Raw genomic sequence first — 14,913 nt, 5'->3', positions numbered from 1 at the left:
GGTTTAGTTGCAGCTTTTTTCATCAATCCTTTTAAAAAGCAGTGATATACTGAACCCCACATAGGGATCATAAGGGCTTTCATGATTTTTCGTGCGGTAGTATGTCTGTGGTTATCTTTGCTTGCTCTCAGTTCAGTGCTGATTGCACCTGCGTCGCTGGCTGCGCCACAAGATGCAACCAGCGAGGAACGGCCTCAATTACAGGTCATTATTGAAGGCCTCGACGATCAACTGTTGACCAATGCAAAAGCCCATCTCGCTATTTATGCACTCCATCAACAAACTGTTCCCTCGGTGTTTAGAGTGCGCTACCTGATGCGCCAAGGAGAACAAGAGCTGAAAACAGCGCTGATGCCCTATGGCTATTACCAAACACAAGTCAGCTACGAGTTACTCCAAGAAGACCAGCAATGGACGGTGCGCTACCAGGTGAATGCGGGGCCGATTTCGACCTATCAAACCGTAACTGTAACACTGCTTGGTGAAGCGGACCAAGACGCTGCTTTTACTCGATTAATCGGTGATTTGGCCCCAACCATCGGTGCCCCTGTTATCCACCGTGACTATGAGGCGTTTAAAAGTAGATTACGTAACCTCGCCGCCGAACGCGGTTATTACGACGCATTTTTTAGCCGCAGCGGGGTAGCTATCGATAGCGCTAACTTTGGCGCCGACCTCACCATAGAATTTAACGCTGGCCCGCGCTATTTATTCGGCGATACATTGTTTTGCTGCGCCACCATAGGCGCTGAGCTGTTAGATAGATTTGTCCAATACCAGCAAGGCAGTGGCTTCAATACTCGAGACCTGCTCGACCTTCAAGTAGGGCTAGCTGCTAGTGATTACTTTAATTCCGTTGAAATTTCTCCGTTATGGTCAGAAGCGAGTGATAAACAAGTACCTATTGAGGTCACTCTGACTCCAAACAAGCGCGACCGATATCAAATTGGTCCGGGCTACGGTACCGACACTGGGGCTCGTTTAACGCTTGGATTTGATCGTCGGTGGTTAAATGATCGAGGGCATAAGCTAAGTAGCGTTGTGCGTCTCTCTGAAGTACAGAACACCGGCTACATCAGTTATATTATTCCCGGTCGTAATCCGGCCCGAGACTCTTATAGCTTTAATGCAGAAGTTTCAGATCGCTCCTTTGAGCAACAGCGCTCAACTCTCACCAAAGCTTCGGTACGTGATATTCGTCACTATGATCGCTGGCATCGAACCTACGAGTTATCTTATCAGCGCGAAGACTTCGCCTTTGGTGACGAGCCGCGGCAGCGCTCAAATTTCTTTATTCCCTCTATCGAATGGAGTTTAATTGAGAGCACCGCCCTTGAAGGCAGTCGCAATATTATTGACGATGGCTACCGGATTTCAGTTCTTCTGCGTGGCGCCCATGAAAGTCTCGTTGCTGATACGAATGTTATTAGTCTCAAAGTAAGTGGCAAATGGGTGCATCGGTTAAATGATAAATGGAGAGTTCTTGCCCGCGCTGAAGTGGGAGCCTTAGAAGCTGACAATTTTGACTTATTGCCGCCTACCTTGCGTTTCTTCTCAGGTGGCGACCACAGTGTGCGCGGCTATGGCTTTCAACAGCTAGGACCTCTCAATGAAGAGGGAGTGGTCGTTGGTGGACGTTTCATGACGGCCAATAGCCTTGAACTAGACTATGCTTTTCAACCTAATTGGCGCGTTGCTATCTTTACTGATCTTGGTAACAGTATGAGGGATTGGCAGGAGAGCCTAAAACAAACGGTAGGTATCGGAGTTCGGTGGGTTTCTCCGATTGGTCCAGTGCGATTAGATATCGCTAATGCTATTGATGAACCTGACACACCATGGCGGATTCATTTTACTCTGGGGCCTGATTTATGAGATGGGTTAAACTGCTTGCTTGGGTCATAGTTATTCTGTTTGTGCTAGTGCCAAGCGTTATCTATGGTTTAGTCGCAACCAACAAAGGTTCGAACTTAGTGCTGTCACAGGCACTTAAATGGAGTGGGCAACCCCTAACCATAGCCAAAATTGAAGGTGATTTACTTTCAGAGTTAACCTTATCGGGTGTTGATTATCAAAGCCCAACATTACAAATCAGTGCTAAGAAAGTAGCACTTAACTGGCAGCCAAGTGCACTCATTGACCAGCAGCTCGTCATTAACCAAATCATCACAGCAGATCTGATCGTACGTTATCAAGCCACAACAACAGAGCCAACAGAGGAAACTCAACCACTGCAATTACCTGACATTAGCTTGCCCTTTGAGCTGCAAGTTAAGCAATTCAGAACTGAGAATACTCAAATACAATTAGCGGAAGGTTTAGAAACATTACCTGACGTTAGCTTAGCTTTAAACTGGCATCAAAACGATTTAACTCTAACTGAGGTAAAAATCAGCTACGACAACATGGATGCTGTCATGGACGCCCAACTTGATACTACTGCCCCCTATCAATCATCCGTGACCGCAACTTGGCAATTATCACAGTTACCTATCTCTGCAGTAGCATTAACCGAACTTACTGGAAGTACAGAATTAGTCGGCAACCTAAATAGTCTAAACGCGGTGACCCGTTTTGAAGCCGAACAAATACCTGAGCAGCAAATGACGATTCATGCAGAACAGCTGTTAACTGATTTTTCTTGGCAGGCTTCGTTAATTCTGAACCAGTTACCTCTCAGCCTCGGCTTTCCGTTACTAGAAGATAGCGCAGCGGCTGCTTGGTTAACGTCATTCAATGATGCCAAGCTATCCGCTACCCTTGATGCCGACCCAACCCGGTTGCAGCTACATCAACTCCAAATTAATGACATCCAATCGGCTTCCAAGCAGATGGCTGGTGGCAGCATCAATGCAACAGGTGTTGTATCTAATTATCTCGATGCCATGGTAAAACCAAATCAAACTGAGTTTAATGTTGATTTAGCTATTGATAACGTAGCGATAGAGCACACTGAACAAAACTTCCTGATCAAGCAGCTGGCGTTAAAGGTTAAAGATAATCTCAGTAAATTTAGCTATGAACTAGCGGCCGATGTTACCCATCCTTTAACCGAGACAGTTTCTACTCATCTCCATGGCACTGGTAGCCTTCATGATCTCGCCATTGAGAGCCTAAGCCTGACTGCGCCAAACTTTAACGCACTACTTGCGGGCCGCCTGAATTGGAAGGAAAATGTTGAAGGCCATCTTGATGTCCAGCAGTTTACCTTGGATAGCCAACTTATAGATGCGAGTTTAACTGAGCAAATTACTGCAGAAGGTGGTTTAGCTTTTAGCAATAACCGAGTTCGTGCTGAACAATTTAATCTTCAATGGCGCTCAAACAAAGTGCAACTAGATGGTGCCATGCGCAGCGACCAACCGCTACTTATCGATATTCAAGTACCTGATATCTCAGAATTATCAAATAGTCCATACGCACAAGGAAACTTAATCCTGCAAGCCTCAGCGGCATTAAACACTAACCAAGCGGTCGTATTTGATATCGCTCAGTTAAGTATTAAACATCCAGATTTTGGTGATTGGGCAACCAATAAGAACGGCAAACTAGAAGTTCCTTTGGCCCAGCCTGTAGCTCTAACAGCTGATGATCTCTGTCTCCAATCTAATGCCCGCATACCAGCCGAGATCTGTTTACAAACCGCATACAGCAATCAGCAACAAACGACCACTATAACTGCACGTAGCCTACCACTAGCCTTGCTCAATCGTTTTCGTGAAGCTGACGTAGCCGAGCGCGTATGGGGTTTGGTTGACGCAGATGCGAGCCTGATTGTTGATACTAACAGTTGGAGTATTGTGCGCACCGAAGGTGATATCCGTAGCGATCGAACCTTTCTCTTTGCGCTAGACGAAGAAGTAAGTACAGGTTTTAAATTTTGGGGATTAAGTTGGGCAGGTAATTTAGATTTAATCACGAGTGAGATCACCGCAGAGTTGAACAAGGATGCGGGTGTTCTTATTGGCGATGCCGAAATAACCAACTTAGCGGATGCACCACAATTATCAGGCTCTGTTTTATTAAGCCTAGAAGATTTAACCTTGTTGCAGTGGTTCTTACCAGATTTACGTTATGAAAATGCCACGGCACTGGGTAGTATTGAGTTTTCAGGACCACTAGCCAAACCCGAATTAATCGGCTCAATCGAGCTTGCTGCCGATGAAATTGGTTTTGCTGAAAGCGGACTCTTGTTAACTGGTGTTCGGGTTAATGCGCAAACAGCCAAACAACAACCTGATAATATTCTGCTAGATGGCCAAGCTTATTCAGGCGATGGCTGGATCACCATCCGTGGCTTAATTGAACCCAAACTCGAACGTTTAGCTATTGATATTGATGGCGAAAAATTTCGCACCATTCAGACACCAGAAATTACCGTCGATGTCTCTCCCAATATCACCATTTCGCTTATCGATAAGCGTATCGACGTGAAGGGCGAAGTAACCATTCCTTATGCAAACATTGAGCAGCCGGAATTAGGTGAAAGCATAGATACCCCATCTGAAGACATTAAATTATATAAGGATGGCAAGCCTGTTGTAACCGATGAGAGTTCCATTTATCCGCTTTATGCAGATATTCGCGTCAATCTAAGTGAACAGATTAGCGTAAGCGCGTTCGGTTTTGAGGGTAATTTAGCAGGTCGCTTGCGACTCATTGAACAACCAAATCGAGCACTAACAGCCAGTGGTAGTGTGCGTGTCACTGAGGGTTTTTATGAGCTCTATGGGCAACGTTTAGAAATCGATCGAGGCTCTCTCATCTACAATGGCGGTTCTGTTGATAATCCTGGCCTAGATTTGCGAGTGGTGAGGGCTAAAGAAAACATCATGTCTACGGAAAATGTGACTGTCGGAGCGCAAATTACTGGAACTCTAACCGAACCAGACTTCCAAATGTTCTCAACACCAGCAATGCCTGATAGCGAGGTCCTTTCCTATTTGATACTAGGCCGCGGCTCGGGAACTACCAGTGGCAGCGGTGATAATATGCAGTTACAGGCATTGATCATGTTAGGCTCCAAAGGTACTGAGGTTATTGGTCAGCCATTACAAGAGATCTTTGGCTTAGATGAATTTGGGATTGATTCGACCATGAATCCTCAAGACACCTCCTTTTACATAGGCAAATATCTATCACCTAAGCTATACGTTAAGTACGGAGTGGGACTGTTTGAAAACACCAATACGTTCCTGATTCGTTATTTCTTAACTGATAATATCTTAATTGAGTCAACTGCTAGTGGCGAAGCTCAGGGCGGCGATATTTTTTATACTATTGAGAAGTGACGGCATTTAGTTGTTCGGTATTGGTTATTAGATTGGCTATTAGCATTGGCTACTGCTATTAGCTATTAGCTATTAGCTGTTGGCTGTTAGCTGTTGGCTGTTGGCTGTTGGCGGGTGTTGGCTATTAGCTGTTAGCTGTTGGCGGGTGGCGGGTGGCGGGTGGCGGGTGTTGCACTATTGATGAGTTGTGATTTCGACCACGCAACGAAAAAACCCCTAGCATGGCTGCTAGGGGTTGTTCGTATTTGGTGCCTGGCGGTGACCTACTCTCGCATAGGGAGACCCTACACTACCATCGGCGCGGAAGCGTTTCACTTCTGAGTTCGGAATGGATCAGGTGGTTCCACTTCGCTATTGCCGCCAGGCGTAAACTTGTACAATATGAATTCGCTGATTGTCGTGCCAGTAATGCACCACTCTAGTTGAGCCTAGTAGAAGCTCGAACTTATGTCTTGGCTACAGCCCTAAACACCTTCGGTGTTGTATGGTTAAGCCTCACGGGCAATTAGTACGGGTTAGCTCAACGCATTACTACGCTTCCACACCCCGCCTATCAACGTTGTAGTCTCCAACGACCCTTTAGGACAATTACATGTCAGTGAGAGCTTATCTTGAGGCTCGCTTCCCGCTTAGATGCTTTCAGCGGTTATCGATTCCGAACGTAGCTACCGGGCAGTGCCATTGGCATGACAACCCGAACACCAGCGGTTCGTTCACTCCGGTCCTCTCGTACTAGGAGCAACCCCTCTCAACTCTCAAACGCCCACGGCAGATAGGGACCGAACTGTCTCACGACGTTCTAAACCCAGCTCGCGTACCACTTTAAATGGCGAACAGCCATACCCTTGGGACCGACTACAGCCCCAGGATGTGATGAGCCGACATCGAGGTGCCAAACACCGCCGTCGATATGAACTCTTGGGCGGTATCAGCCTGTTATCCCCGGAGTACCTTTTATCCGTTGAGCGATGGCCCTTCCATTCAGAACCACCGGATCACTATGACCTGCTTTCGCACCTGCTCGACGTGTCTGTCTCGCAGTTAAGCTGGCTTGTGCCATTACACTAACCGTACGATGTCCGACCGTACTTAGCCAACCTTCGTGCTCCTCCGTTACTCTTTGGGAGGAGACCGCCCCAGTCAAACTACCCACCAGGCACTGTCCTCACCCCAGATAATGGGGCTAAGTTAGAACATCAAACATACAAGGGTGGTATTTCAAGGATGGCTCCACGTCAACTAGCGCCAACGCTTCATAGCCTCCCACCTATCCTACACATGGAGGTTCAATGTTCAGTGCCAAGCTGTAGTAAAGGTTCACGGGGTCTTTCCGTCTAGCCGCGGGTACACCGCATCTTCACGGCGATTTCAATTTCACTGAGTCTCGGGTGGAGACAGCGTGGCCATGGTTACACCATTCGTGCAGGTCGGAACTTACCCGACAAGGAATTTCGCTACCTTAGGACCGTTATAGTTACGGCCGCCGTTTACCGGGGCTTCGATCAAGAGCTTCGCTTACGCTAACCCCATCAATTAACCTTCCGGCACCGGGCAGGTGTCACACCCTATACGTCATCTTTCGATTTTGCAGAGTGCTGTGTTTTTAATAAACAGTCCCAGCCACCTGGTCACTGCGGCCAGCTCCGGCTCCGTCCGTGTGGACTTCACCAGCTCTGGCGTACCTTCTCCCGAAGTTACGGTACTATTTTGCCTAGTTCCTTCACCCGAGTTCTCTCAAGCGCCTTAGTATTCTCTACCTGACCACCTGTGTCGGTTTGGGGTACGGTCAACATGAACCTGAAGCTTAGAGGCTTTTCCTGGAAGCATGGCATCAACAACTTCGCATCCGTAGATGCTCGTCTCGTATCTCAGTCTTAGCGGTCCGGATTTTCCTAAACCACCAACCTACATACTTTCACCGGGATAACCAACACCCGGCTTGCCTAGCCTTCTCCGTCCCCCCATCGCAGTTCATGTCGGTACGGGAATATTAACCCGTTTCCCATCGACTACGCCTTTCGGCCTCGCCTTAGGGGCCGACTTACCCTACCCTGATTAACATGGGATAGGAAACCTTGGTCTTCCGGCGTGGGGGTTTTTCACCCCCATTATCGTTACTCATGTCAGCATTCGCACTTCTGATACCTCCAGCATGCTTCTCAACACACCTTCAACGGCTTACAGAACGCTCCCCTACCCAGCAAAACAAGTTTGCTGCCGCAGCTTCGGTGCATGGCTTAGCCCCGTTACATCTTCCGCGCAGGCCGACTCGACTAGTGAGCTATTACGCTTTCTTTAAAGGATGGCTGCTTCTAAGCCAACCTCCTAGCTGTCTAAGCCTTCCCACATCGTTTCCCACTTAGCCATGACTTGGGGACCTTAGCTGGCGGTCTGGGTTGTTTCCCTCTTCACGACGGACGTTAGCACCCGCCGTGTGTCTCCCGGATAGTACTCACTGGTATTCGGAGTTTGCATGGGGTTGGTAAGTCGGGATGACCCCCTAGCCCAAACAGTGCTCTACCCCCAGTGGTATTCGTCCGAGGCGCTACCTAAATAGCTTTCGGGGAGAACCAGCTATCTCCGGGCTTGATTAGCCTTTCACTCCGAGCCACAGGTCATCTCCTAATTTTTCAACATTAGTGAGTTCGGTCCTCCAATTGATGTTACTCAATCTTCAACCTGCCCATGGCTAGATCGCCCGGTTTCGGGTCTATACCTTGCAACTAGACGCCCAGTTAAGACTCGGTTTCCCTACGGCTCCCCTATTCGGTTAACCTTGCTACAAAATATAAGTCGCTGACCCATTATACAAAAGGTACGCAGTCACACCACGAAGGTGCTCCTACTGCTTGTACGTAGACGGTTTCAGGTTCTATTTCACTCCCCTCGCCGGGGTTCTTTTCGCCTTTCCCTCACGGTACTGGTTCACTATCGGTCAGTTGGGAGTATTTAGCCTTGGAGGATGGTCCCCCCATATTCAGTCAAGATAACACGTGTCCCGACCTACTCGTTTTCACCTTCATGCTTCCTTCGTGTACGGGACTATCACCCTGTATCGTTGAGCTTTCCAACTCATTCCACTAGAACCATGATTGCTTAAGGGCTAATTCCCGTTCGCTCGCCGCTACTAGGGAAATCTCGGTTGATTTCTTTTCCTCCGGGTACTTAGATGTTTCAGTTCTCCGGGTTCGCTTCTTACACCTATGTATTCAGTGCAAGATAGTGTGCATGCACACTGGGTTTCCCCATTCGGAAATCCATGACTCAAGCGGCTCTTACTGCCTCATCATGGCTTATCGCAAGTTAGTACGTCCTTCATCGCCTCCAACTGCCTAGGCATCCACCGTCTACGCTTAGTCACTTAACCATACAACCCGAAAATGTTTATTCGAGCTCTATGGGCTGTTTCTTTGCTGTACACAAGTTCGATACGCCTCTACCATTTTTGGATTCAAGTAGAGTGGCATTTCATTACTTTATTACAATCAGCTTGTTCATATTGTTAAAGAGCGGTGTAACATCAAGTTACTGATAAAGATTCTCGTGAGAATGTTTATCGCTAACTTTGGATAGAAACGTGATTCGTTAGTCGTGATTCGTTATTCGTTATTCGTTATTCGTTATTCGTGCGCTGCGCTGTTCGTACGCTTCGCTGTTCGACAACTAAGAAATGGTGGAGCCAAGCGGGATCGAACCGCTGACCTCCTGCGTGCAAGGCAGGCGCTCTCCCAGCTGAGCTATGGCCCCACAGGCCGCAGGCCTGTCGTTGTTCGTTATTCGTTCGTCGTTATTCGTAAAAACAATAAACCAAACACAATAACCAAACCAACAAACCGATAAGACTAACTTCAAGGTTAGGCAAGGCGGGAAGACACGAAGCATACATCAGTATGTGAGTGGCTTTCCAACGCAGCATAACCGCAGAAGTGGTGGGTCTGAGTAGACTTGAACTACCGACCTCACCCTTATCAGGGGTGCGCTCTAACCAGCTGAGCTACAGACCCAGTTTCTATCCGTTACATCTACCAAACCAGGCAATCTGTGTGAGCACTTAACTTCTTCAAGGCTTTTTCATAAGGAGGTGATCCAGCCGCAGGTTCCCCTACGGCTACCTTGTTACGACTTCACCCCAGTCATGAACCACACCGTGGTAAACGCCCTCCCGAAGGTTAAGCTATCTACTTCTGGTGCAGCCCACTCCCATGGTGTGACGGGCGGTGTGTACAAGGCCCGGGAACGTATTCACCGTGGCATTCTGATCCACGATTACTAGCGATTCCGACTTCACGGAGTCGAGTTGCAGACTCCGATCCGGACTACGACGCGCTTTTTGAGATCCGCTTACTATCGCTAGCTTGCTTCCCATTGTACGCGCCATTGTAGCACGTGTGTAGCCCATCCCGTAAGGGCCATGATGACTTGACGTCGTCCCCACCTTCCTCCGGTTTATCACCGGCAGTCTCCACAGAGTTCCCACCATGACGTGCTGGCAACTGAGGATAAGGGTTGCGCTCGTTGCGGGACTTAACCCAACATCTCACAACACGAGCTGACGACAGCCATGCAGCACCTGTCTCAGTGTTCCCGAAGGCACTCTTCTATCTCTAGATGATTCACTGGATGTCAAGGGATGGTAAGGTTCTTCGCGTTGCATCGAATTAAACCACATGCTCCACCGCTTGTGCGGGCCCCCGTCAATTCATTTGAGTTTTAACCTTGCGGCCGTACTCCCCAGGCGGTCAACTTAGTGCGTTAGCTGCGTTACTCACATCGTTTATGACACGAACAACTAGTTGACATCGTTTACGGCGTGGACTACCAGGGTATCTAATCCTGTTTGCTCCCCACGCTTTCGTACCTCAGCGTCAGTTTCTGACCAGGTGGCCGCCTTCGCCACCGGTATTCCTTCCAATATCTACGCATTTCACCGCTACACTGGAAATTCTACCACCCTCTTCAGAACTCGAGCCTGCCAGTTCAAAATGCCATTCCCAGGTTGAGCCCGGGGATTTCACATCTTGCTTAACAAGCCGCCTACGTACGCTTTACGCCCAGTAATTCCGATTAACGCTTGCACCCTCCGTATTACCGCGGCTGCTGGCACGGAGTTAGCCGGTGCTTCTTCTGTGGCTAACGTCAATCTTGTAGAGTATTAATCTACAAGCCTTCCTCACCACTGAAAGTGCTTTACAACCCGAAGGCCTTCTTCACACACGCGGCATGGCTGCATCAGGGTTTCCCCCATTGTGCAATATTCCCCACTGCTGCCTCCCGTAGGAGTCTGGGCCGTGTCTCAGTCCCAGTGTGGCTGATCATCCTCTCAGAACAGCTAGAGATCGTCGCCTTGGTGGGCCTTTACCCCACCAACTAGCTAATCTCACTTGGGCCTATCTCTAGGTGCAAGGTCCGAAGATCCCCTGCTTTGGTCCGTAGACATTATGCGGTATTAGCCACAGTTTCCCGTGGTTATCCCCCTCCTAAAGGCAAGTTCCCAAGCATTACTCACCCGTCCGCCGCTCGCCGGCAAAGTAGCAAGCTACTCCCCGCTGCCGCTCGACTTGCATGTGTTAGGCCTGCCGCCAGCGTTCAATCTGAGCCATGATCAAACTCTTCAATTTAAAGTGTTTAATCGACCCATTGAATCAATGACTTAATAAAATCTAATTTGTTAAGCACTTTTCCAATCAGTCAGGTGGTCAAGTTAATGACCTTTGTTGCATCCGAAGATGCTTCTCTGCCTGAATCCGGTAAGTGCCCACACAGTTTGCTTGGCTTGGTATATTGTTAAAGAGCGTTCGCTTCTTCAGTGAAGCGGGATGCGTATTTTACGCTTTCCCTGGTTCAGGTCAAGATCCTTTTCGATCTTTTTTTCAGTTTTTACTGAGTTGAACCTTGGTTGATTTCCTACTCGTTATTTGGCGGTTTAACCCTGCCGCTAACTTCTCGGTGACAACGGCGGCGAATTATAAGGATCATATTCAAAGGCGCAAGATCTTTTTTCACTTTTTTGTGCTGACTGCGCCTTTTTTGTTCGATCGTTTATTTATCGCCCTTCATCTGCTCGCTTTTTGCGCTATCCAGCTCTACTTCGTTCGATTGCGCTTGCTGCGCTGGCTTTACTGATGCTTCACCATCACAGTCATCGGTATCACCAACAACATGCTCTAACTTAATATTTTTAACAGTCCGGAACGTAGTGATAGGGCCTGAAATGGCATAAAGCATAAAAATAGAGAACAAAACTAGTGATGGCTCGGTGGCTACTATAACAAAAGCCAACACAATAGCTAAGATAGCAATAAATGAAACGCGTCCGCGCCAATCGACATCTTTAAACGAGTGGTAACGGAAATTACTTACCATTAATAGACCGGCAGCGATTGTAATAAAGGCAGCCAAATAATTAATGCTGGTTGGATCGATTTCATATTTACTACCCACCCATACTAAACCACTCACAATTGCGGCAGCACTAGGAATAGCTAAACCTTGAAAGTAACGTTTGTCGGCAGTGCCAAGGTTGGTATTGAAACGGGCTAAGCGTAATGCACCGCCAGCCACAAAGATAAAGGCAGCTAACCAACCTAATTTACCTAAGTCAGAGAGCGCCCAATTATACATTACTAATGCAGGCGCCATACCGAACGACACGATATCGGCCATACTGTCGTATTCGGCACCAAAAGCGCTTTCAGTGTTAGTCATACGAGCAACGCGTCCATCTAACCCATCAAATACCATAGCGATAAACACCGCCACAGCAGCAGACTCAAACATATTGTTCATTGACGCGACAATCGCAAAGAATCCTGAAAACAAACCGGCTGTTGTTAACAAGTTAGGCAATAAATAAATGCCTCGCGCTTTTGCGGTATTCGCTGTGTCTGATTTATTGGGCATAACGTCTTCGTCCTTTCAAAAATGGTCGCACAGCATAGCATAGCTTATATGGGGCAATAAATAGCCGAGTATTGTGGTACTCGGCTATTGTTTGTTCCACCCATTGCTGTTGTATGATTTACTGAGATATCACCAACCGCTCATTCTCTACATCTACTTTTATTAATTGTTGCGGCAGTAACTTACCCGCCAAGATTTGTTGCGCCAACGGATTTTCAAGCTCCTGTTGAATGGCTCGTTTCAGTGGTCGGGCACCAAACACTGGGTCAAAACCGGCTTTAGCTAAATGGGCTAAGGCAGCTTCAGTTAACTCCATACGGTAATCACGCTCAGCTAAACGTTGATATAACCGCTGCAATTGAATATTAGCGATGTTCTTAATATGTTCCTGGGCTAATGGATGGAACACCACCGTTTCGTCTACCCGGTTAAGAAACTCTGGACGGAAGTGATGTTGTAAAATACCCATCACATCTGCCTTCATTTCATCATAACTTTGCTGCTGAGCTTTTTCCTGAATAACATCAGAGCCCAAGTTCGATGTCATGATGATAACCGTATTACGAAAATCAACAGTGCGACCTTGGCCATCGGTTAAACGACCATCATCCAAGACCTGTAACAAAATATTGAAGACATCTGGGTGTGCCTTTTCAACTTCGTCTAACAAGACCACCGAATAAGGTTTGCGGCGTACCGCCTCGGTCAAATAACCACCTTCTTCGTAACCAACGTATCCTGGCGGTGCTCCCACTAAGCGCGATACGGAATGTTTTTCCATAAACTCGGACATATCAATCCGTACCATGGCTTCATCAGTGTCAAACATGAAGTTAGCCAAAGCTTTGCACAATTCCGTTTTACCTACACCGGTTGGGCCTAAGAATAAGAATGTGCCAAGTGGCCGTTGCGGGTCGGATAAACCAGCACGCGATCGGCGAATAGCGTTAGCAACAGAAGTAACCGCTTCGTCTTGTCCTACCACGCGCTGGTGTAATTGTTGCTCCATCTGTAACAATTTCTCACGTTCTCCCTCAAGCATCTTGCTTACCGGGATTCCAGTCCAACGCGACAACACATCAGCAATCTGTTCGTCGGTGACTTTATTTTTTAGCAAGCTCATACCCTGCTCATCGGCTTCAGTTGCCGCTTTGAGCTGACGCTCAAGCTCAGGTATTTTGCCGTATTGCAGTTCAGACATACGATTAAGATCGCCGGCTCGGCGCGCTATCTCAAGATCTGTTTTGGCTTGCTCTAGTTGAGCCTTAATGTTTTGCTCACCTTGCACTACCGCTTTTTCAGCTAACCATACCTGTTCCAGCTCTTGGTATTTACGCTGCTGCTCGGTTAACTCCTGCTCTAGTATGGTAAGACGTTTTTTACTCGCTTCATCTTGCTCTTTCTGCAGCGCCTTTTGCTCTAACTGCAACTGAATGATACGGCGCTCGAGTCGGTCCAAATCTTCCGGCTTAGAATCGATTTGCATCCGAATGCTAGATGCAGCCTCGTCAATCAAATCAATCGCTTTATCTGGCAATTGCCGATCACTGATGTAACGATGCGAAAGCGTTGCGGCAGCCACAATTGCAGGGTCAGTGATTTGCACTGAGTGATGCACTTCGTAGCGTTCTTTCAAGCCGCGCAAGATCGCAATGGTGTCTTCCACCGATGGTTCATCCACCAGTACTTTTTGAAAACGGCGTTCTAACGCTGCATCTTTCTCAATGTATTGGCGATACTCATCTAGGGTGGTTGCGCCTACGCAATGCAACTCTCCTCGCGCCAGCGCTGGTTTGAGCATGTTACCGGCATCCATGGCGCCATCAGCTTTGCCGGCGCCGACCATGGTGTGAAGCTCATCAATGAAGAGAATAATACGCCCTTCTTCTTTACTTAATTCATTAAGCACCGCTTTTAATCGTTCTTCAAACTCACCACGATACTTAGCACCAGCCAGCAAAGCACCTAGGTCAAGGGACAACACTCGTTTGTGTTTTAAGCCTTCCGGCACCTCACCGTTGACGATGCGTTGCGCCAAGCCTTCAACAATGGCAGTTTTACCTACACCTGGCTCACCAATTAACACCGGGTTATTTTTAGTGCGACGCTGTAACACCTGAATGGTGCGGCGGATCTCTTCATCACGGCCAATGACAGGATCCAACTTGCCCGATTCTGCTCGTTCAGTTAAATCAATCGTGTATTTTGTTAGCGCTTGGCGTTTCTCTTCTGCGTTTTGATCATCCACAGCTTCTCCGCCCCTCACTTGTTCGATAGCTTGTTCAACCGCAGCTCTGGCGATTCGGTGGCGCTTGAAAATCTCACCTAAGGCACCCTTATCTTCCGTTGCAGCAAGCACAAATAGCTCAGATGATATAAATTGATCTTTGCGTTTCTGTGCATATTTGTCGCATAGATTTAACAGACTTGCTGTGGCTGGCGATACCTGAATATCGCCGCCGGTACCTTCTACCTGGGGTAATTTATCTAATGCTGCGGCTAAGTCTGAACGAAAAGCCGCCAAATCTACTTGCATTAACGTAAATAACGGCCGCAAGCTGCCGCCATCTTGTTGTAACAAAGCTTGCATTAAATGCAATGGCTCTATGTAGGCGTGGTCACGCCCTAGCGCCAAAGATTGCGCCTCTGCCACTGCCTGCTGAAATTTATTGGTTAATTTATCGAATCGCATGATAACCCTCTTAAAAAATCATTAATCCTG

At 47.8% G+C, this 14,913-nt stretch carries 4 protein-coding genes, 2 tRNA genes and 3 rRNA genes; 2 read left to right on the top strand and 7 right to left on the bottom strand.

Annotated features, from left to right (window positions below; translation table 11 throughout):
* Positions 1–81 precede the first annotated feature (81 nt).
* A complete protein-coding gene (locus KGF88_RS01020) occupies positions 82–1,875 on the top strand; it encodes an autotransporter assembly complex protein TamA (RefSeq protein ID WP_153826324.1) in 1,794 nt (597 codons plus the stop codon).
* The gene (locus KGF88_RS01015; RefSeq protein WP_153826323.1) at positions 1,872–5,291 is read left to right on the top strand and encodes a translocation/assembly module TamB domain-containing protein; all 3,420 of its coding nucleotides are present in this window, start codon (positions 1,872–1,874) and stop codon (positions 5,289–5,291) included. The genes KGF88_RS01020 and KGF88_RS01015 overlap by 4 nt, the downstream gene beginning before the upstream one ends.
* Before the next feature lie 250 nt (positions 5,292–5,541).
* On the opposite strand, the gene rrf is transcribed toward KGF88_RS01015, so the two are convergent.
* The 7 genes from rrf to clpB form a co-directional block, all read right to left on the bottom strand.
* Positions 5,542–5,656 (bottom strand): 5S ribosomal RNA (gene rrf, locus KGF88_RS01010).
* Positions 5,657–5,775: 119 nt separating this feature from the next.
* Positions 5,776–8,658 (bottom strand): 23S ribosomal RNA (locus KGF88_RS01005).
* Between the two features lie 304 nt (positions 8,659–8,962).
* Positions 8,963–9,038: transfer RNA gene (locus tag KGF88_RS01000), tRNA-Ala, on the bottom strand.
* A 180-nt stretch (positions 9,039–9,218) separates the two neighbouring features.
* Positions 9,219–9,295: transfer RNA gene (locus KGF88_RS00995), tRNA-Ile, on the bottom strand.
* Between the two features lie 70 nt (positions 9,296–9,365).
* Positions 9,366–10,909: ribosomal RNA gene (locus KGF88_RS00990) — 16S ribosomal RNA — on the bottom strand.
* The 16S, 23S and 5S rRNA genes sit together here with 2 tRNA genes alongside, the layout of an rRNA operon.
* A 421-nt stretch (positions 10,910–11,330) precedes the next feature.
* Positions 11,331–12,191 carry a CDP-diacylglycerol--serine O-phosphatidyltransferase gene (gene pssA, locus KGF88_RS00985; protein ID WP_153826141.1) on the bottom strand — a complete coding sequence of 287 codons (861 nt, stop codon included), beginning with the start codon at positions 12,189–12,191 and terminating at the stop codon, positions 11,331–11,333.
* A 118-nt stretch (positions 12,192–12,309) separates the two neighbouring features.
* Positions 12,310–14,883 carry an ATP-dependent chaperone ClpB gene (clpB, locus tag KGF88_RS00980; RefSeq protein WP_153826142.1) on the bottom strand — a complete coding sequence of 858 codons (2,574 nt, stop codon included), beginning with the start codon at positions 14,881–14,883 and terminating at the stop codon, positions 12,310–12,312.
* Positions 14,884–14,913 lie beyond the last annotated feature (30 nt).

This window comes from Idiomarina loihiensis (assembly GCF_024584785.1).
GTDB lineage: Bacteria > Pseudomonadota > Gammaproteobacteria > Enterobacterales > Alteromonadaceae > Pseudidiomarina > Pseudidiomarina fusca.
The sequence above is the reverse complement of the archived record's forward strand: the minus strand, read 5'-3'. Positions and strand labels throughout refer to the sequence as shown.